The sequence below is a fragment of the Bradyrhizobium sp. USDA 4341 genome, from assembly GCF_054063755.1.
In genome coordinates this window covers 2,777,744-2,796,724 of record NZ_JBSSGO010000002.1, presented here as the reverse complement: position 1 = coordinate 2,796,724, position 18,981 = coordinate 2,777,744, and the positions used below count along the sequence as shown (strand labels likewise).

Below are 18,981 nucleotides of genomic sequence, written 5' to 3'. Positions count from 1 at the left end.
GCCGTCATTCTCGGCACAAATCCGGTGCGCGAGCAGTTACCCGCCGGTCGCCAGTTTGTCTTGCGTTCTCGTCTCAAAATCACTGGCGTCATGACGCTCATGCAGCTGACTTGAAGCTTCGCCAGTGACGCGATTGACCATTCGCCCGCGTCGGACGGCCGGCCGCTCGGCGATCGCGTCGACCCAGCGCGCAACGTTCTTGTACCCTTGCACCTGAAGGAACTCAGCCGCTCCGTAGAGCCAGCCCCTCGCCAGACCGCCGTACCAGGGCCAAGCGGCGATATCCGCGATCGTGTAGTCGCTGCCGGCGATAAAATTGTTCGTTTCGAGGCGCCGGTCGAGCACGTCGAGCTGGCGCTTCGCCTCCATGGCGAACCGATCTATGGCATACTCGATCTTGGTCGGCGCGTAGGCGTAAAAATGGCCGAAGCCTCCGCCCAAATATGGCGCGCTTCCTGCCTGCCAGAACAGCCATGACAGGCATTCGGCACGCGCAACCGGTTCGGTCGGCAGGAAGGCGTCGAACTTCTCGGCTAAGTATATCAAGATCGCGCCGGACTCGAAGATTCGGATCGGCATCGGTCCGCTTTGGTCCACCAGGGCCGGGATCTTGGAGTTGGGACTCAGCTCAACGAAGCCGCTCCCAAACTGATCGCCTCGGTCGATTCTGATCAGCCACGCGTCGTACTCTGCGTCCCTGTAGCCGAGCGCCAACAGCTCCTCGAGCATCACTGCCACCTTCACACCGTTTGGCGTTCCCTGAGAATAGAGTTGGAGGGGATGGCGACCGACTGGGAGCTCCTTGTCGTGCGTAGGGCCGGCGATCGGGCGGTTGACGTTCGCGAAACGCCCACCGTTCGGCTTGTCCCAACTCCAGACTTTCGGCGGCACATAATCGAACGAGGTGGTCATTCTTAAGAACTCCAGGTAGTTGGTGGCGGTATACGGGTCCAAGGTGCGATCGCGTGCACCGCATTCGTAAGTCGAGGAATTATGCGATGTGCCGCTGGACCTGCCTTCCGTCGTGTGATCTCGTCAGACGGCGCTCTGGTGATTAGCCAGTCCCCCCGCAATCTTCTCCTAATTGCCAACACGAGGCGAAGTCGCACGAGTTCAACGAGCTTAAGGCTCCTTGGCACGAGCGTGAACACCCATTGTTCGGGAGACAGTGTCACGCTGTGCGATTGAGTGAGGGATCAGCGTCGAGTGTCTTTAACCATCGACTGTCGCGCGGAGAGATCGATTAACGCCCGCTCGCTGATGTGCAGGGATGTCCACTCGCAAGCAGAATGCCGTTGGTCGGCCGGTCCCTGCCTTGTTTCGCTTGACGTAACAATGTCTTCCGAACAACGGCTCTTCGAACCTGCGACAATCGTCGATACGCTGGCACGCTGAATCTGCGGCTGCGCTGCGAACGCCTCGGTGCTCCGCTGATGTGGTGATAATAACGCTCAGGAGAAAACGATGAGGAGCAGGCAATTCGTCGCGGTCATCTCAATCGCCATCGGTACATTTTCCGCAGATTTCGCCGCCAGCGCGCACGATTCGGTCGTTAAGGCCATAACCAATCCCGATCAGTGGGCGGTCGCGGGCCATGATTACGGGAATACACGGTTCAGTCCGCTAAAGCAGATCAATTCCGAGAACGCTAGCAAGTTATCCCTGGTCTACTCGTTTTCGCTCGGTTCTCTGCGATCAAACGAGTCGTCGCCGATCGTGATCGGAAGCACTCTCTATGTGACGACCTCATGGGGTCCAAAATATGTCTACGCACTTGATGCCGCGACCGGCGCCCGCAAGTGGACCTATGAGCCGGAGATCCCGGACGATGTATTGCAGTACGCGTGCTGTGACGTAAACAACCGTGGCGTCACCTTCGCAGACGGAAAGATTTTCGTGGGCCGGATCGACGGCAAGTTGACCGCGCTCGACGCTGCAACTGGTAAAGCGCTCTGGACCGCTGACGTTGTCGACTACAAGCAGGGCTCCGTTATCACTTCTCCGCCGTTGGTCGTACGCGACAAGGTGATCACCGGATTTGGTGGTGGCGAATATGGCGTTCGTGGTTCGCTTCAGGCATTTGACCTGAACACCGGAAAGCAGGTCTGGAAGACCTTTACGGTACCGGCGCCCGGCGAGCCTGGCAGTGATACCTGGAAGGGTGACACCGGATTAAGGGGCGGCGGCGCCGCCTGGCTGGTCGGCTCGTACGATCCCAAGACCGATACGGTTTATTGGGGCACCAGCAACCCGGGCCCGTGGAATACTGCCGTTCGCTCCACCGGCGACGGCAATTTCGGAAAGCTGACGAACCTGTACACAGCGTCCACGCTTGCCCTCGATCCGAATACCGGCGCGATCAAATGGCACATTCAGGGGACCCCGGCCGACGCGTGGGATTACGATGGCGTGAATGAGAATATCCTGGCCGACCTCAAGATCGGCGACAACACCGTACCTGCGTTGATGAAAGCCGACCGTAACGGCTTCTTCTTCGTCGCCAATCGCGAAACCGGTAAGCTGCTATCGGCCGAGAAATACGTCTTCGTCAATTGGGCCGAAAAATGGGACATCGCAACTTTACGCGCAGTCGAGAATCCCGACAAGCGCCCCGGACCGGCCCACCCCGTCAAGGACATCTGTCCGAACGTGATAGGCGGCAAGAACTGGCAGCCGATGTCGTTCAGCCCGCAGACTGGGCTTGTCTACATCCCGTCCAACAACTTCTGCATGGACTTCTCAATCAGCGATGTCTCGTACAAGCGCGGCACATTCTATCTCGGGGCCGAATTCCCCTCGAGGGAAGGCCCGGGCGGTTTCCTTGGTGAGCTGGTGGCATGGGACCCGGTCAAAAACCAGAAGGTATGGTCCCTCAAGGAAGACCTTCCATTCAATGGCGGCACGCTGTCCACGGGCGGAAACCTCGTGTTCTACGGTAACATGCATGGTGACTTCCACGCAATCAATGCCGCCAACGGCAAGATCCTTTGGAAGAAGAATCTCGGCTCCGGCATTGGCGCCGGTCCCGTCACCTACGCCGTCGGCGGCAAGCAGTATATCGCAGTCGTGGTTGGCCGTACGGCTTCCATTCCAGCATTCCTGGGAGACATCGGGAAGAAGATGACGGCGGCTGCACCTGAAGGCGGCTCACTGTTCGTATTTTCCGTTGAGTAGCCCACCAACCGAGCAACGTCCGTCGCGCCAGTGACTCTGGTTGGGACGGACGTAGGGCTCTCGATCACCTAAGTAAGCTTCTGGTCTATTCATCATCCGCCAAACAGGGGTTGTGAATGCTGGTAATCTCTGGCGAATATAGGGGCTTGTGCACTAATCACGGCGTGCGCCGGCTCTCAGGTTTCCTTGCCATGGTAGCCATTCTCGCCTGGGTCGAGCCGACCTCCGCTGCCGATACAAGCGACGTCAAACCCCTTCGCTTGTGCGCGGATCCGGCGAATTTGCCGTACTCCAGCGATGATGCCTCCAAGCCGGGCTTCTACCTCGAGGTCGGTCAGGCGATCGGAAAGGCGCTGGGCCGGCCCATTGCGTACAATTGGTACAAGACCTATTTTGGCAAGCGCACCGTGCGCGTCACCTTGTTGGGCGGGCAATGCGACGCCATGATCGGCTTGCCGCTGTCCGATGACTTCATGGGACCCGCGGTGATATTCTCCCGAAAGATCTCCACGCAAACCTACGCCCTCGTCGCCGCAAAGGAGAAAGCTATCAACAGCGTCGAGGATCTCAGGGGAAGCCGGGTGGCCGTGCAGTACCAAACGGCGCCACAAAACCTTCTCGCTCTTCGGGACGATATCGAAAAAGTCAGCGTGCTGAGCCCGGAGGAAGGCATGAAGGCGCTGTATCTCGGCACGGCGGACGTGGCCTTCGTCTGGGGACCAGCCGCCGGCTGGCTCAACAAGACTCAATATGAAAGCCGCTACAAGATCCAGACCGTCGAAGGCGAGGGCTTGTCATGGGACGCTGCCATCGGGTTTTCGAAGACCTCGAAAGAACTCCGCGATCAAGTCGATGCGGTTCTGCCGGGCCTTGAACAGACAATTGTTGATCTTGCCACAAAATACGGCCTGCCAAATGACCCGCCGATAGCGGTCCACGCATTCGCAACTGCGCCAAATCCGCTCACGCCACAAAAAGCCGCGACAGCCGATCTTCCTACTGCGCCTTCTCCTTCCGCCATTGTTGCAATCGCATCGACAGAACGCGCGCCAGACGCAGCAAGCTCCGCCAACGTCGACGCGGGCAAGGAAGTCTTCAATGCAACGTGCGGCCATTGCCATGGCATCGACGCGGTCCAAAGCGAGCGCCGGATCGACCTCCGGCGATTGCAGCTTCGCTACGGCGAAAACGCTCGAGCGACGTTCTGGACAACCGTCCATGAAGGGCGCCTCTCGAAGGGCATGCCGGCCTGGAAAGAAGTTCTCACCGACGACGCTCTCAACGACATATATGCCTTTCTGCTCACGTTACAGACCTCGGCCGGTACCGCCAACTGAAGCGGCGTTTCCCGCTCTGCGGGCAGGCAGCGCCGCAGCTCGCGATGCGGCACACCGGGAGGCGCCTAAGGCACGCGTGCCTGCCGTTGCTCACGAAGGTTGACCGAGGTTCTTATCGAAGCCATCAGCCCGAGCGATGGCTCCCAGCACTCTTCTTGATTGATGCCGTCGCGAAATGCCTAAGACGTTGAGAGTTTCGATTCTAGGGCATTGTTCTTACGATGAAATTTGCCAAACCAAATGATCAACGAGGCATGGAATAAAGTAAGAACGCGGGCCTGTCTGTGCGGCGCAGGGTGGAATTCCGGCGCTCAAGTGCGGCTGTTGAGCCTGGCCAGCCGACACGCCTCGCGATGTATCTCAAGCCGGGCCTCCAGTCTAACGGTAAGAGAATTCGCCGAACGTGATTGGAGGGTTGAATCGTGGATGCGCAGCGGTCTGGTACCATTGATTTCATATCGACCGGCGCTATCGCCGCTCTATGCGTTCGGCCAACATAGTGCTCGCGGCTGTTGCGGTGTGGATTGGACATCGGGTGGAGCCGGGCCAACGCAGCGCCGGAACGCGGATCGAGGCGGCTTGTGCGAGGCGGCTGGGCTTGTCTCACATCTCGCTGTCACGATAGGGACGCAGCGATACTATCGATCGATGCCGCAGACCGATGTGCGCACCTCCGTGTGCGACTTCGCGAGAGGTGCGGGAGACGAAAAAGGGCGGGAGGTCTAGTAGTGTCGACAGTCGATTTAACGATCAACGGTAGGGCTGTGTCTGTAGATGTTGAGGATAGAGTCCTCCTTGTCCACCTCCTGCGCGAAAACCTCAACCTGACCGGCACTCACATTGGCTGCGATACCAGTCAGTGCGGCGCCTGCGTCGTCCATGTCGACGGACGCGCGGTCAAATCCTGCACCATGCTGGCCGGACAAGCCGCGGGCTGCGACGTCACCACCATCGAAGGCATCGCCAAGGGCGACGAGCTGCACCCGATGCAGGCGGCATTCCGCGACAATCACGGCCTGCAGTGCGGTTACTGCACTCCAGGCATGATCATGTCGTCGATCGACATTGTGAACCGCCACAGTGGCAAGCTCGATGAGGAAACCGTCCGGCGCGAGCTCGAAGGCAATATCTGCCGCTGCACCGGCTACCACAACATCGTCAAGGCGGTGCTGGATGCGGCCGGCCGCATGAAGGGATCGCAACCGGTCCGATAGAGGCCCGGAGCTAAGCGACTTTTTCTTTTGGTCGTCGATTTCGGACAAGTCGGCAGAATCAATCACGCGGGTTGGGAGGAAACGGCATGGGCGTTGAAGGCATCGGCGCAAGCGTCGTGCGCAAGGAAGATCGACGGTTCATTACGGGAAAAGGCCGCTACGTCGACGATATTAAGTTAGTTGGCCTGACACACGCGCATTTCATTCGCAGCCCGCATGCACATGCCAAGGTCAAGGGCATCGATTCCTCCGCCGCGATGACGATGCCCGGCGTGGTCGCCGTTCTGACCGGGCAGCAGATCGTCGATGACAAGGTCGGCAATCTGATCTGCGGCTGGGCAATCACGTCGAAGGACGGTTCGCCAATGAAGATGGGCGCGTGGCCGGCAATGGCGCCGGAAACGGTGCGCTTTGTCGGCCAAGCCGTCGCGGTCGTAATCGCGGAGACCAAGAACCAAGCCAAGGACGCGGCCGAGGCCGTCGTCGTCGACTATGAAGAGCTCCCTGCTGTGCCGGATATCACAGCCGCCATCAAGCCAGATGCGCCGCAGTTGCATCCGGAAGCTCCGGGCAATGTTGTCTATGACTGGCATATCGGCGACGAGGCGGCGGTGAAGGATGCCTTCAGCAGAGCTGCGCAAGTGGTGACGCTCAATCTTACGAACAATCGCCTGGTGCCGAACGCGATGGAGCCGCGCGCGGCGATCGCCGACTATAACGGCGCCGAGGAGCATTTTACCCTCTACACGACGTCGCAGAACCCGCATGTTGCCCGTTTGGTGCTGTCGGCGTTCTACAACATCGCGCCCGAGCACAAGTTGCGCGTCATCGCCCCCGACGTCGGCGGCGGCTTCGGCTCCAAGATCTATATCTATCCCGAGGAGATGGTCTGCCTTTGGGCTTCCAAAAAGGTCGAACGCCCGATCAAGTGGACCGGCGACCGGACCGAAGCGTTCCTCACCGACCACCATGGCCGTGACCACATCTCGAAGGCCGAGATGGCGTTCGACAAGGACAACAAGATCCTGGGCCTCAGGGTGAAGACCCACGCCAATTTCGGCGCCTATATGTCGCTGTTCTCCTCGGCGGTCCCAACCTATCTCTACGCGACGCTGCTGTCGGGCCAGTATGTGATCCCGGCGATCTATGCGGAGGTGATCGGCGTCTACACCAATACTACACCGGTCGACGCCTATCGCGGCGCAGGCCGCCCCGAGGCGAGCTATCTGATCGAACGCATGCTGGAGACCGCGGCGCGGCAGTTGAAGGTCGATCCGACCGAGCTGCGCAAGAGAAACTTCATCACCCAATTCCCCTATCAGACGCCGGTGATCATGGCGTATGACATCGGCGACTTTAACGCCTCCATCGATGCCGCGATGAAGGCGATCGACTATGCCGGCTTCCCGGCCCGCAAGGCCAAGGCGAAAGCCAGTGGCAAGCTGCGCGGCATCGGCGTCTCCTGCTACATCGAAGCCTGCGGTATCGCGCCGTCGAAAGCGGTCGGCAGTCTCGGCGCCGGCGTCGGCCTGTGGGAGTCGGCGGAGGTTCGCGTCAACCCGGTCGGCACCATCGAAATCCTGACCGGCTCGCACAGCCATGGCCAGGGCCACGAGACGACGTTCGCGCAGCTGATCTCGGAACGTTTGGGCGTCCCGATCAGCCAAGTGCAGATCGTCCATGGCGACACCGATAAGGTGCAGTTCGGCATGGGCACTTACGGTTCACGCTCGCTCGCGGTTGGCGGCACAGCCATCATCAAGGCGATGGAGAAGATCGAGGCCAAGGCCAAGAAGATCGCGGCCCACGCGCTCGAGGCGTCCGAGGGCGACATCGTGATCGAGAACGGCGAGTTCAAGGTCACCGGCACCGACAAGTCGATTGCACTGCCGATGGTCGCACTCGCGGCCTACACGGCGCACAATCTGCCTGACGGCATGGAGCCGGGTCTCAAGGAGACCGCGTTCTACGACCCGACCAACTTCACCTTTCCGGCCGGGGCTTACATCTGCGAGATCGAGGTCGATCCCGAAACCGGCAAAAGCTCCTTCGTTAACTTCGTCGCCGCCGATGACTTCGGCCGGCTGATCAACCCGATGATCGTCGAAGGGCAGGTCCATGGCGGGTTGGCCCAAGGTATCGGCCAAGCGCTCCTGGAAGCAGCCGTGTATGACAGCAACGGTCAACCGGTAACAGCGTCGTTCATGGATTACGGCATGCCGCGCGCCGACGATTTGCCGTCGTTCAAGCTCTCCCACACCACGACGCTGTGTCCGGGCAACCCGCTCGGCGTCAAGGGCTGCGGCGAAGCCGGCGCGATCGGCGCCTCTGCTGCCGTGATCAACGCGATCACGGACGCCATCGGCAACAACAAGCTGGAAATGCCGGCGACGCCCGATCGCGTCTGGCACGCCATTCACGGTTGAGGAGGATACGATGTACGAGACCACTTATCACCGCGTATCCTCGATCGACGATGCCGTGGCGCAGTTCGCCAAGGGCACGGAGGCCAAGTTCCTGTCCGGCGGACAGACCCTGCTCCCCGTGATGAAGCAGCGCCTTGCGGCCCCGTCCGACGTGATCGACGTCGCCAAGATCAAGGACATGATCGGCATCGACGTGTCCGGCGACACCGTCACCATCAAGGCCGCGACCACGCATTACGACGTGGCGCAAAGCGACGCCGTGCAGAAGGCGATCCCGGCGCTCGCCAATCTGGCGTCGATGATCGGCGATCCCGCCGTGCGTCATCGCGGCACGATCGGCGGCTCGCTCGCCAACAACGACCCGGCGGCGGATTATCCGGCGGCGGTGCTGGCGCTCGGCGCGACGGTCAAGACCAACAAGCGCTCGATCGCGGCGGAAGACTTCTTTAAAGGACTGTTCTCGACGGTGCTGGAAGATGGCGAGTTGATCACCGCGGTCTCGTTCCCCATTCCCGTGAAGGCGGGCTACGCCAAGTTCCGGCATCCCGCGTCGCGTTTTGCTTTGACGGGGGTATTCGTTGCCAAGACCCTGGCGGGTCACGTGCGCGTTGCGGTGACCGGGGCCTCGCAAAGCGGCGTCATGCGTGTACCCGCGATCGAGGCGGCGTTGCTGGCCAATTGGTCGCCAGCCGCACTGGACACCATCAAAATTGCGGCCGATGGCTTGTTGAGCGATATTCACGGTTCGTCGGATTACCGCGCGCATTTGATCAAGGTGATGGCGCAACGGGCCGTGGCAGCTTGAGTGCTCCTTTGCCCGCCGCAGGCTGCACCAACATGCTGGCCTCGCGCGCGATAGGAGTGGCTCCGAAACAATGTGCAGTATTGCTTGACGCGCGCCGTCGCTCGGCTTGGGATCAACCGACACGCCAATGTTCCGTCAGAAGCAACAGTGTCTTTCCAGTAACGGCTCTTCAAGTCAATGACGACTCGCATTAGCGTGGAGTTGGATCTGCGCGTGGGTGGCTACTCACGCTGCCGGTTGGTGTAGGCGTCTGGAGAGCTGCGATGCAAGAGAATGTGCCGCTGACGATCGGTGTCGATCACGTCGGCCTTACCGTCAGGGACCTTGCGCTGACACGGAAATTCTTTTGCGACTGTCTTGGCTGGCGGGTTGTCGGTGAGAATCCAAGCTATCCCGCGGCCTTCGTATCGGACGGAAACGCAATTGTAACGCTCTGGCAAGTTGAAGACCCGGAAAGCTGCGTGCCGTTCGAACGCCGCCGTAATCTCGGCCTGCATCACCTTGCATTGAAGGTTGTGGACCACAACGCACTTGACGCATTGCACGCGCGCGTCGCGGCATGGCCTGGCACCGTGATTGAGTTCGCGCCGGAAAGGTCGGGCAAGGGTCCGAAATTCCACTTTATGATTCGAGAGCCTAGCGGCATCCGGATTGAGTTTGCCTGCGTGTCTCCCGCCACTGGTTAGCCAAGCTCCGGTTGGTGGGGGCCGTTGCGGCGGTCGGTCAGGCGCCCCTCCAGTGATGCCCGCTCCGTTCCCTCGCGCCGAGACCCGGCGTGTCAAAAGGAAGACCTTCGTGAGTAGTCCCAAGATTCTGGTTCTGGGTGCCGGTGGAATTGGCGGCTATTTTGGCGGCCGCCTCGCCGAGGGCGGTGCCGACGTCACGTTCCTTGTCCGGGAAGGACGTCGTCAAATCCTCTCCGAGCAAGGGCTGCGGCTCGAGAGCCCGTACGGAGATGCCCAGTTAGTGGTGAAGACCGTGGTCGCGTCCGAAGTGGCACCGATCTACGACGGAGTCATTCTGACGTGCAAGGCATACGACCTGGACGCCGCCGTAGCGACAATCGCGCCGGCCGTGGCACCGAGCGGTTACGTTTTGCCATTCCTGAACGGTATTGCTCATATCGACGTTCTGAACCAAAGATTCGGCCAGCACCGCGTGCTCGGCGGCACAGCAAAGATTCAGGCGACACTCACGCCGAGCGGCGCAATCCGCCAATTCAACGATTGGCGGACGCTCACTTTTGGCGAGCAATCTGGCGAGATGACCGAACGCGTGACAACGCTGGCGGCCCTGTTCGCTGCTGCAAAGGGCGTCGAAGCTTTTGCGGTAACCGACATAGTCCAGCGGATGTGGGAGAAAATCGTCCACCTCTCGACGGCTGCCGCGATGACCTGCCTGATGCGCGCGAATGTCGGCGAGATTGTCCGCACTCCCTATGGTCGGGAGCTTTTCCTTGACCAGCTTCGGTGCGGTGCCGCCGTCGCAGCCGCCAACGGTCACGCGCCTAGCGATAGCTTTATGAAATTGTGGGAAGAGACATTCTCCCAGCGAGAGTCGCAATACGCGACGTCGATGCTGCGCGACGTCGAACGCGGAGGTCCGACCGAGGTCGATCACATTCTGGGCTTCATGCTCAACAGGGCTATCGATGCCAAAATAGCGCATCGCACATTGATGCTTGCCTATACGAACATCAAGGCACTCGAGCAGAGGCGCGCGGCAGGCCGTCTGCCCTAATCGCACGCGACCACGCGACAATATCAGTGCGTGAACCGCACCGCGAATACCGCAGCTGGTGCGCGCCAAGCAGAGGGTCACGAGCTCATCGAGCACGGCTAAGAATTCGAGGAGAGACAGGGCGATGAGTGGAACATGAATTTTCTGATCACGGGTGCAGGGTCGGGTCTCGGACGAGCTCTGGCGATGGAAGCGCTCTCGTCCGGATTTTCCGTGATAGGCACGGTGCGAAGCGAAACCGCGCGAGAGGAGTTCGGCGCGCTGCCCGGACGTGCGCGAGCCATCATATTGGATGTCACGAATTTTGCGGCCATCGGTCGCGAGGTTGCGCAGGCCGAAAGAGATATTGGTCCGATAGACGTCCTCGTCAACAGTGCGGGATACGGCCACGAGGGGACCCTTGAGGAAAGTACGCTCGAAGAGATGAGGCGTCAGTTCGACGTCAACGTTTTCGGGGCCGTCGCGATGATCAAGGCGGTGCTACCATTCATGCGCGAGAGGCGCCGTGGGCATATCATCAACATTACCTCAATGGCGGGATATGTGGGACTACCAGGCATTCCCTATTACTCGGGCAGCAAGTTCGCCCTTGAAGGCATATCTGAAGTGTTGGCGAATGAAGTGCGCGGTTTCGGCATCAGAGTGACGGCAGTTGCTCCAGGCTCTTTCCGGACCGACTGGGCGGGGCGATCGATGGTCCGTTCGCCGCGGAGTATTGTGGATTACGATCTGCTCTTTGACCCCATCCGAAGGGCTCGAGCCGATAAGAGTGGGCAGCAGGCAGGTGATCCCGTCAAAGCTGCTCGTGCGATTTTGAAAGTGGTGGAGGCCGACGATCCGCCATTGCATCTGCTGCTCGGCAGCGACGCACTGAAAATGGCCCGAGACAAGTTGAATTCGCTCAGGAAGGAGATCGACACATGGGAATCGGTCACGAGATCGACCGAGTACGCGTAGGCGTCGGGACATGGAGTCGTCAGACTAACGCTGGCTGTCTGAAGAGGGATCACATGCAGAGAGAACACGCTGTTGGGTCTGCATCACGGCTGGCTCGCAAGTCGCCAGAAGTGCCCGACGGCGGCTTCATTGGAGGTTACGTCTTATGGCGATGACGATGGCCGGAGAGGTCCAACTTGCCGCGACCCGGGAAGCTGTGTGGGAGAAACTGAATGACCCGGATGTTCTGAAGGCGTGCATTCCGGGCTGCGAAGAGCTCGTGAGGTCGGCGGACAATCAGTTTAGCGCGGTTGCAAAGATGAAGGTCGGCCCGGTCTCAGCTAGATTCAAGGGGCGAGTCACTCTGAGCGATCTCGTTCCCCCGAGCAGCTACCGGATTTCGGGCGAAGGAGAGGGTGGGATCGCAGGATTCGCAAAGGGCGTGGCCTCGGTCGCGTTAGTGGCAAACGAGGAAGGTACGTTGCTATCCTACGGTGTAGAGGCGCAGATTGGTGGGAAGCTGGCGCAGTTGGGTCAGCGCTTGATCAGCGGGGCGGCGAAGAAGATCGCCGACGAGTTCTTTTCGCGCTTTGCAGATGTAGTCAAAGGTCCAACCAGCTAACTCGTTAGCCTAGCCACGCTCCGTCGTTCCTGGTGGGCCGGCGGCGATCGTAAGGGCCGCGCCGGTTAGGCGACTTCGGACACAGCCTTTCGGATGCCCTGCTCGAACGTCTCCGGCGGCTAGGCCCCTGTGATCAGGTAACGATCGTTGCCCACTAGCGGGAACGCTGCTTATCCCTGCTCGCCGCCATTTCTCTTCAGTGTCGCGCCGTCGTCGGCGTAGCGCCCTGAGGTGAGCACATCGCGCGCGGCCCCGGCGTCAAGGCCAGCCGATTCAGCAGCGGCCACGAGCAACGGTCTGATGGCGGTCCGTTCGCAATCGCCGAGTTCATATGCATGATTTGAGGTTCCGGTTTTGGAGCTTGAATCACGTCTCGGGTGCAGCCCGGATTCGCGGACGACTGGGCGGGACAATGCAAGATGTTGGCCCATCGCGTCATTTAGCTGCGCTGCAAACGTTGGTCGCTATCGGTGCATAGCGGATTCCGGCAAGTCGCTCGCCCCAGCTGATTTATGGATTCGGCCTAGCGGTCCTCCAGCATCGCTTGTCGATCACGGCGAGGTCGCGATACCCCTGCTGCGTCCTCTCCGCCAGTGAGGGAGCGGCCGTCCGATGCGCAAGGAGATTGCGGTTGGCTGATGCCGGGGTATGATGGATATCCCGCATTGTCGACCCTGATCTTGCCGAGGAGTGAGATATGAGCGCGCCGCCGAACGGAGATCCTGGCGCCGCGTATAGTAACGTGGTCCATTGGCTGACGAGCGAAACGCGCGATCAGCGCTTCATCGATAATATCTTTGCTGAGCTGTGCGTTCGGCTACGTCGCGCGGGAATTCCTGTCAAGCGCGCGGCACTCCACGTCCTGATGCAGCACCCGCAATGGCGCGGCGCCCGGATTTTTTGGGCCGACGGGATGCGCGAGGCAACAATTACCCGGGTCGACTACGATGTCAGGGAGCGGCCCGAATATGTCGGCAGCCCGGTGCAGGAGATTCATAACGGTGCTGCGGAGGTGCGCGAGAACCTTGAGGACGATCCTTCGCGGGGCCGCAAGCACAGCGTCTATCACGAGTGGCGGTCGGAGGGCCTGACTGACTACGTGGCCTGGCCGATGTATCACACGCTCGGGAAGCGACACGTCGCGGCCTTTGCGACCGACCGACCCTGTGGTTTCGATCAGGCTCATATCGCAAGCCTGTCAGCACTGTTACCAATCCTGGCGCTCGTCAGTGAAATCCGCATTAAGAACCGGCTGGCGCGAACGCTGCTTGAAACATATGTCGGGGCGCATGCCGGTGAACTTATTCTGGCAGGCGCCACGAGGCGCGGTAGCGGGACAACCGTCCACGCCGCCGTCATGATCTGCGATCTGCGCGACTTTACGAGGATCTCCGACAACTGGCCGCGCGATGACGTCATTGATATCCTGAACAACTATTTCGATGCAATGTCGGAGCCGATCGCGCGGTATGGCGGTGAGATCCTGAAATTCATGGGCGACGGCCTGCTCGCCATCTTTCCGCTGAGCGCGCCCCAGGCCTGCACAAACCTGCTGCGTGCGGTATCCGAAGCTCGTCAGGCGATGGCCGCCTTGAACGAAAAGAACAAGGAGACCGGGCGTACGTCGCTCAACTACGGCATCGGCGTGCACGTCGGAGACGTCATGTTCGGCAATATTGGTTCGCGCACCCGGCTCGACTTCACAGTCATCGGTCCAGCCGTTAACATGGCAGCGCGCCTCGAGGCACTCACCAAACAATTGGGGAGGACGGTGCTGCTCTCCCGGTCGTTCGCCGACCTCCTCGAGAACGAACCCGGTCTCGAGCCTGTCGGTGAATATCCCGTGCGCGGCTTCAGCGATCCCGTCGAGCTATTCACCTATCATGGTTGAGAATGCCTGATCCTGAATTCGGCCCTTCGCTGCCGTGATGCAAAAGACGACGGCCTGGCCAAGGACGAAGGTCCGGTGCAAGGCTGGACGCCGCGCTCTTGACGCAGGTATTTGAGCGGCCTGCAGCCTGGCGGCTTCGCTCCACTCGTGTGGCGGCCAAACGCGACGAAAAGACGATAAGGCTCGTCTCAGTGCCAGGGTGCGATGCCAAGCGGCCTCACCGAGCAGCAGGTTGCCCAACTCGCGCTGACGTTTCGGTCGCGCTGTCGCGATAGAGGACGAGCTCGATGTCAGGCAATGAAGGAAGGTCCTTCTTTGGCGCCAGAACGCGGAGGTCCGGAGTGAGAAACCTCTCCGCTAAAGGTGTCATTGCGATTCCGGCGATAGCCGCTGCTCGGATGCCAGAACAGCTGGCACGTGTAGACAATAGACCAGGACGCTCCGCCTCTTGGAGAATCTCAATAGCGGTGGATCGGTAAAGGCATGGCTTTGAGTAGACGGCGAGACGCAACGGAGAAGCCACGCTAGAGTCGTAGTCCGGCGAAGCAACCCAGCTGAGCTCTTCGCGAGACACAATCTGGGTCTATGGCGTCGGAGAGGACGGCGTCAAGGCGTTCACCGACTTCGGAATCGAAATCCTGTCGAGCTTATCAAGCTCTACAAGGATAACCACAAGCTGCTGAAGCGGTGATCCCGCGGCCTACGCCGCACGGTTACCCCGAACCTGGCGACCGCGCCGAAGGTCTCGCAGGCCGCGACGGCCACATGGATCGGCAGGGTGTCGAGCAGACCGCCGCGGAAGGGCCATAGAGCAGCGCATGGCGACCGTAGGCCTCGAAGCCGGTCAGAGGGGCGTCTGGGCCTCAGAGACGAGCGGGGAGAGCCCCTCGCAGGCGGCCTATCGATTTTCTCCTACGGTACGTTCGCTTGTCTTCGCGGTACCGCGTCTCGCCGGCGCCGCTTTCGTTCCCGCTTGCGTCGGGCTGGCGCCATCGAAGGCGTCGGTGATGGAGGCCCGTCCGGTGCCGGCTGCACGACTGCTTGGATGGAATCCATGGCCTCGGCGGGCGCCGGCCGCGTCTCCATGACCTCAAGAACAGCGCGGCCCTTCTCGGTAATGCGCCAGCCGCCGTTCAGCCTCTCGACGAGACCTTGCGAGAATATATCCAAGCCGGGCACGCGGGCTGCCAATCTCTTGGTGCGTTCGGTCCAGTCCCGTCCGCTGGTCGTTAGGATCGCCATATCGCGCTTGAGGTCAGCCATCGCAGCGAACCCGTCCGGATAGCTGACCAGCACCTTGAGAACTGTAACCTGGAAGTTCACTGCCCCTCACCCGTACCCGGCCTCCGCGAACTTACTCCCTCACACCTTAGGCGGCTCAATGAGCCGTTGTCGACTCATGCCATTCAATGGTATCCGTCCGGTGAAGGCCGCCTTGCCGAATGAGGCGTGTTGTTGAGAACTGTCCTTATGGACAGTGATAGGCGCAGTGCCCAAGTCGAGCGGCTTGAGGTGGTGGACACGGGCCGGCGGCGTCGCTGGTCCGAGGATGAGAAGCTCAAGATCGTCCTGGAGAGCTTACAGGCGCCGCGCCAAGTCGCGGCGACAGCGCGGCGGTATGGTGTTTCGCGCTCATTGCTGCTGCGATGGCGACGGTCGTTTCAATCCGAGCCGAAGGATGCCGCCCATCAACCTGGCTTCGTACCGGCGATGGTGGTCGCGGAATCAGGGTCGACGCCTTGTCCAGTCGCGCCGGTCAGCAGCAGCGGGTCGATCGAGATCGAGCTTGCTGCCGGGACTCGGATCACGAGTATGGTCGACGCGGCGACGCTGAAGGCCGTCGTCGCGGCGCTGGCAGATGGACGCCTACGGTGATCCCCATTGCGTCGGGCGTGCGGGTGTGGATTGCGACCGGCCACACCGATATGCGTCGCGGCATGAACTCGCTGGCTTTGCTGGTGCAGGAAGCTTTTAGACGCGACCCGCACGGCGGCGACCTCTATGTGTTCCGTGGCAAAAGCGGCAAGCTGATCAAGGTCCTTTGGCACGATGGACTGGGCATGTCGCTCTATGCCAAGCGGCTGGAGCGCGGCCGCTTTTTGTGGCCGTCATCGGTTGATGGCGTGGTGACAATCACCCCAGCCCAGCTTGGCTACTTGCTGGAGGGCATCGACTGGCGGCTGCCGCAACATACCTGGCGACCGCAGGCGGCGGGCTGATCGCTGGGATTTGAATCGGTGGCGCGATCAGCGGTTCGGACAGAGACCGCGTCTTGTGATTCTCTGGTCGGCGATGGGTACTGATGATTCTCTTCCCGACGATGTGACTACGCTGCAGGCGATGCTGCGCGCCGAGCGAGCGGCCCGGTTGGCCGCGGAAGCCGAGGTCCATGCGGGGAGCTTGCTGATCGAGAAGCTCAAGCTCACGATCAAGAAGCTGCGGCATGAGCAGTTCGGACAATCCTCCGAGCGCGGCGCATTGCTGGACCAGCTCGAGCTAAAGCTCGCCGACCTGGAGGAGAACTCGGCGCAAGGGGAGACCACGGCAGAGAGGGCCGCAGCCGACAAGATTACGGTGCCATCGTTCGAGCGCTGCAAGCCGGCCCGCCGTCCGCTGCCGGAGCATTTGCCGCGGGAGCGCATTGTCTATTCGGTGCCTGCCGCGTGCCCATGCTGCGGCGACAGCCGATTGCGCAAGATTGGAGAGGACGTGACCGGAATGCTGGAGCTCGTTCCGCGCCAGTGGAAGGTGATCCAGCACGTGCGCGAGAAGCTCACCCAGCCGCCGGCTCCTTCGCACCCGATTGCGCGGGGACGTGCAGAGCTGCTGGCCCATGTCCTCTTCGCCAAGTACGGCCTGCACTTGCCGCTTCATCGTCAGAGCGACGTCTACCAGCGTGAAGGCATCGACCTCGACGTATCGACGCTCGCGGACTGGGTAGGTGCCTCCGCAGCAAGCCTGATGCCTTTGGTCGATGCGATCCGGAGCCACGTCTTCGCAGCCGAGCGAATCCACGCGGATGACACCACGGTGCCGGTCCTGGCCAAGGGCAAGACCCGGACCGGCCGGCTCTGGACTTACGTGCGCGACGACCGGCCGTTTGCGGGCCCGGATCCGCCGGCGGCCGCGTTCTTCTACTCGCCCGATCGTGGCGGTGCGCATCCAGAGCAGCATCTGGCGGGCTATGCCGGACTGATGCAGGCTGACGCCTACGCCGGCTTTGGCAGGCTCTACGAGGCCAATCGCAAGGGCGGTCCGATCATCGAGGCCGCGTGCTGGGCGCATGGAAGGCGCAAGTTCGTTGACCTAGCGCGGCTCACCAAGGCGCCGATCGCGGCCGAGGCGGTGAAGCGCGTCGATGTCCTGTTCGCCATTGAGCGCGAGATCAACGGACTTCCTGCGCAGGAGCGTTTGCGTGTGCGCCAGGAGCGTAGCCGCCCCCTGATCGGCGAGCTGGAGGTGTGGTTGCGCGAGCAGCGCGCCAAGCTCTCCAGGAACAACGACACGACCAAGGCGATCAATTACTGCCTCAGCCGCTGGAGTGCGTTTAGCCGCTTCCTTGATGACGGAGGGCTTTGCATGTCGAACAATGCTGCTGAGCGTGAGCTACGGGCGGTCGCCATCGGACGAAAAAATTGGACCTTCGCCGTCCGATGAGGGCGGCCGGCGTGCTGCTGCCATCTACAGCCTCATCGCCACCGCAAAACTCAACGACGTCGACCCGCAGGCTTGGCTTGCCGACGTGCTGGCGCGGCTACCGGATCACCCTGCCAAGCGCATTGACGAACTGCTGCCTTGGAAGTGGAAGCCTCAAAGCGCTGCTCACGCCGCTTAAGGGCGATACTGTCGAGACCGCGATACGGTCTCCTACGGACTGGCTTTTGGACAGCCCGCGATGCACACTCCCAGCCGCGCATGCGAGCGACGAAAGGACGAGCGATGGCATTGGGAAAGGGCAAATATGACGAGCTATGCCGCGAGATCCGCGAGAAGGTCGGCCTCGGTGGTGGGGAGATTCCGCAAAGCGGCGGCGTGCTGCTGATCGTGATGGGCGGCGAGCACGGCAACGGTTTCTCGTGTCAGGCCGACATGGATACGACCCTTGCGCTCCCGGATCTGTTGGAGCGCGTGGCTCGCCAGATCCGGGAGACGGGCCCGTTCATCCCTAACCGAAGTAGTAAACCGCGATGAGCACGAGAGGGCCAAAGCCCCGAGCAACTAGTAGACGACGCGATAGGGACAATGCTGCCGAGCGTGAGCTGCGGGCGGGCGCCGTGGGGCGAAAACATTGGACCTTCGCCAGGTCCGATGAGGGCGGCCGGTGCGCTGCTGCCGTCTACCGCATAATAGCCAACGCCAAGCTCAATGACATCGATCCACAGGCTTGGCTGGCCGACGTGCTCACGCGCCAACGGGATCACTCTGCCAAGCGCATTGACGAACTGCTGCCTTGGAAGTGGCAGCCTCAAAGCATCGTTCAGGCCGCTTAAGCACGATCAGCCTTCCGCAAAAACGGTTTGCGCGGGGCCTTCGCCGGATGCGTACATTCAATGCGGGTTTGGCGGTGGACCGCACGCGGGCGAAAAAGATCGGGCCGACGTGACGAAGGAAAATGCTTGATCGCCTCGGAGATTAGGGATGATTGCCTCGAACGACGTGTCCGGTGTGCAAGCACCGGATTGCCTTGGCACGCATCTCGCCGGTGGACAGCGGGTTCGGGGAGCACTTTCCAATACTCCACCTTCCGGCATTGATCAGACCACGGTCGTTCAGCTTGCGCTGTGAGGAAGGCGCGCTGGCGGCGATGCTCCCGGAAAGCGAACTCCGAAGCGTTGG

The 18,981-nt window shown here is 61.0% G+C and carries 17 protein-coding genes and 1 pseudogene; 16 read left to right on the top strand and 2 right to left on the bottom strand.

What is annotated here, in order from left to right; genetic code table 11:
* Positions 1-36: 36 nt before the first annotated feature.
* Positions 37-912, bottom strand: a complete 876-nt coding sequence (gene yghU, locus ACVIGB_RS19255) for a glutathione-dependent disulfide-bond oxidoreductase (RefSeq protein ID WP_456721448.1) — start codon at positions 910-912, stop codon at positions 37-39.
* A gap of 552 nt (positions 913-1,464) precedes the next feature.
* Between yghU and ACVIGB_RS19250 the strand changes: the two genes are divergently transcribed.
* From ACVIGB_RS19250 to ACVIGB_RS19205, 10 genes are all read left to right on the top strand, one after another.
* Positions 1,465-3,174 carry a PQQ-dependent dehydrogenase, methanol/ethanol family gene (locus ACVIGB_RS19250; RefSeq protein ID WP_456721449.1) on the top strand — a complete coding sequence of 570 codons (1,710 nt, stop codon included), beginning with the start codon at positions 1,465-1,467 and terminating at the stop codon, positions 3,172-3,174.
* A 116-nt stretch (positions 3,175-3,290) separates the two neighbouring features.
* Positions 3,291-4,511: a c-type cytochrome gene (locus tag ACVIGB_RS19245; protein WP_456721450.1), complete on the top strand. Its 1,221-nt coding sequence runs from the start codon at positions 3,291-3,293 to the stop codon at positions 4,509-4,511.
* A gap of 728 nt (positions 4,512-5,239) precedes the next feature.
* Complete coding sequence (locus ACVIGB_RS19240) at positions 5,240-5,725, top strand: (2Fe-2S)-binding protein (RefSeq protein WP_092117064.1); 486 nt, start codon at positions 5,240-5,242, stop codon at positions 5,723-5,725.
* Between the two features lie 86 nt (positions 5,726-5,811).
* Positions 5,812-8,151, top strand: coding sequence for a xanthine dehydrogenase family protein molybdopterin-binding subunit (locus ACVIGB_RS19235; protein ID WP_456721451.1), 2,340 nt, complete (start codon positions 5,812-5,814; stop codon positions 8,149-8,151).
* Positions 8,152-8,161: 10 nt separating this feature from the next.
* Positions 8,162-8,956, top strand: coding sequence for an FAD binding domain-containing protein (locus ACVIGB_RS19230; protein WP_456721452.1), 795 nt, complete (start codon positions 8,162-8,164; stop codon positions 8,954-8,956).
* 263 nt (positions 8,957-9,219) lie between these two features.
* Entirely contained in the window at positions 9,220-9,642 is a 423-nt protein-coding gene (locus ACVIGB_RS19225) for a VOC family protein (RefSeq protein WP_092117058.1), read from the top strand.
* Positions 9,643-9,751: 109 nt separating this feature from the next.
* On the top strand, positions 9,752-10,696 hold the full coding sequence (locus tag ACVIGB_RS19220) for a ketopantoate reductase family protein (protein WP_244549598.1): 945 nt from the start codon (positions 9,752-9,754) through the stop codon (positions 10,694-10,696).
* A 135-nt stretch (positions 10,697-10,831) separates the two neighbouring features.
* Complete coding sequence (locus tag ACVIGB_RS19215; protein ID WP_456721453.1) at positions 10,832-11,653, top strand: oxidoreductase; 822 nt, start codon at positions 10,832-10,834, stop codon at positions 11,651-11,653.
* A gap of 145 nt (positions 11,654-11,798) precedes the next feature.
* On the top strand, positions 11,799-12,254 hold the full coding sequence (locus ACVIGB_RS19210) for an SRPBCC family protein (RefSeq protein ID WP_456721454.1): 456 nt from the start codon (positions 11,799-11,801) through the stop codon (positions 12,252-12,254).
* Between the two features lie 697 nt (positions 12,255-12,951).
* Positions 12,952-14,145 (top strand): adenylate/guanylate cyclase domain-containing protein, encoded by a 1,194-nt coding sequence (locus tag ACVIGB_RS19205; protein WP_456721455.1) that lies wholly within the window; start codon positions 12,952-12,954, stop codon positions 14,143-14,145.
* 912 nt (positions 14,146-15,057) lie between these two features.
* Here the strand turns inward: ACVIGB_RS19205 and ACVIGB_RS19200 are convergent.
* Positions 15,058-15,468 (bottom strand): hypothetical protein, encoded by a 411-nt coding sequence (locus ACVIGB_RS19200; protein WP_092117045.1) that lies wholly within the window; start codon positions 15,466-15,468, stop codon positions 15,058-15,060.
* 189 nt (positions 15,469-15,657) lie between these two features.
* Between ACVIGB_RS19200 and tnpA the strand changes: the two genes are divergently transcribed.
* The 6 genes and pseudogenes from tnpA (at position 15,658) to ACVIGB_RS19170 (ending at position 18,930) form a co-directional block, all read left to right on the top strand.
* Positions 15,658-16,020 (top strand): IS66-like element accessory protein TnpA, encoded by a 363-nt coding sequence (gene tnpA / locus ACVIGB_RS19195; protein ID WP_456721456.1) that lies wholly within the window; start codon positions 15,658-15,660, stop codon positions 16,018-16,020.
* Complete coding sequence (tnpB, locus tag ACVIGB_RS19190; protein ID WP_456721457.1) at positions 16,017-16,364, top strand: IS66 family insertion sequence element accessory protein TnpB; 348 nt, start codon at positions 16,017-16,019, stop codon at positions 16,362-16,364. Before tnpA ends, tnpB begins: the two co-directional genes overlap by 4 nt.
* A gap of 73 nt (positions 16,365-16,437) precedes the next feature.
* Positions 16,438-17,980, top strand: a protein-coding gene (gene tnpC / locus ACVIGB_RS19185; RefSeq protein WP_456721458.1) for an IS66 family transposase whose coding sequence is annotated in 2 segments (ribosomal slippage) — positions 16,438-17,795 and positions 17,794-17,980 — 1,545 coding nt in all. Because the reading frame shifts where the segments join, the coding sequence is not laid out codon by codon here.
* A gap of 104 nt (positions 17,981-18,084) precedes the next feature.
* Positions 18,085-18,336, top strand: coding sequence for a hypothetical protein (locus tag ACVIGB_RS19180; RefSeq protein WP_143046684.1), 252 nt, complete (start codon positions 18,085-18,087; stop codon positions 18,334-18,336).
* Between the two features lie 47 nt (positions 18,337-18,383).
* A pseudogene (locus ACVIGB_RS19175) lies at positions 18,384-18,635 on the top strand (transposase domain-containing protein); the annotation flags it as partial.
* Positions 18,636-18,783: 148 nt separating this feature from the next.
* Complete coding sequence (locus ACVIGB_RS19170) at positions 18,784-18,930, top strand: hypothetical protein (RefSeq protein ID WP_456721459.1); 147 nt, start codon at positions 18,784-18,786, stop codon at positions 18,928-18,930.
* Positions 18,931-18,981: the final 51 nt, after the last annotated feature.

Bases quoted from the DNA above. Each gene is read 5' to 3' on its own strand.
- yghU (WP_456721448.1), bottom strand. From the start codon at position 912: ATGACCACCTCGTTCGATTATGTGCCGCCGAAAGTCTGGAGTTGGGAC.
- ACVIGB_RS19250 (WP_456721449.1), top strand. From the start codon at position 1,465: ATGAGGAGCAGGCAATTCGTCGCGGTCATCTCAATCGCCATCGGTACA.
- ACVIGB_RS19245 (WP_456721450.1), top strand. From the start codon at position 3,291: ATGCTGGTAATCTCTGGCGAATATAGGGGCTTGTGCACTAATCACGGC.
- ACVIGB_RS19235 (WP_456721451.1), top strand. From the start codon at position 5,812: ATGGGCGTTGAAGGCATCGGCGCAAGCGTCGTGCGCAAGGAAGATCGA.
- ACVIGB_RS19230 (WP_456721452.1), top strand. From the start codon at position 8,162: ATGTACGAGACCACTTATCACCGCGTATCCTCGATCGACGATGCCGTG.
- ACVIGB_RS19225 (WP_092117058.1), top strand. From the start codon at position 9,220: ATGCAAGAGAATGTGCCGCTGACGATCGGTGTCGATCACGTCGGCCTT.
- ACVIGB_RS19215 (WP_456721453.1), top strand. From the start codon at position 10,832: ATGAATTTTCTGATCACGGGTGCAGGGTCGGGTCTCGGACGAGCTCTG.
- ACVIGB_RS19210 (WP_456721454.1), top strand. From the start codon at position 11,799: ATGGCGATGACGATGGCCGGAGAGGTCCAACTTGCCGCGACCCGGGAA.
- ACVIGB_RS19205 (WP_456721455.1), top strand. From the start codon at position 12,952: ATGAGCGCGCCGCCGAACGGAGATCCTGGCGCCGCGTATAGTAACGTG.
- ACVIGB_RS19180 (WP_143046684.1), top strand. From the start codon at position 18,085: ATGGCATTGGGAAAGGGCAAATATGACGAGCTATGCCGCGAGATCCGC.
- ACVIGB_RS19170 (WP_456721459.1), top strand. From the start codon at position 18,784: ATGATTGCCTCGAACGACGTGTCCGGTGTGCAAGCACCGGATTGCCTT.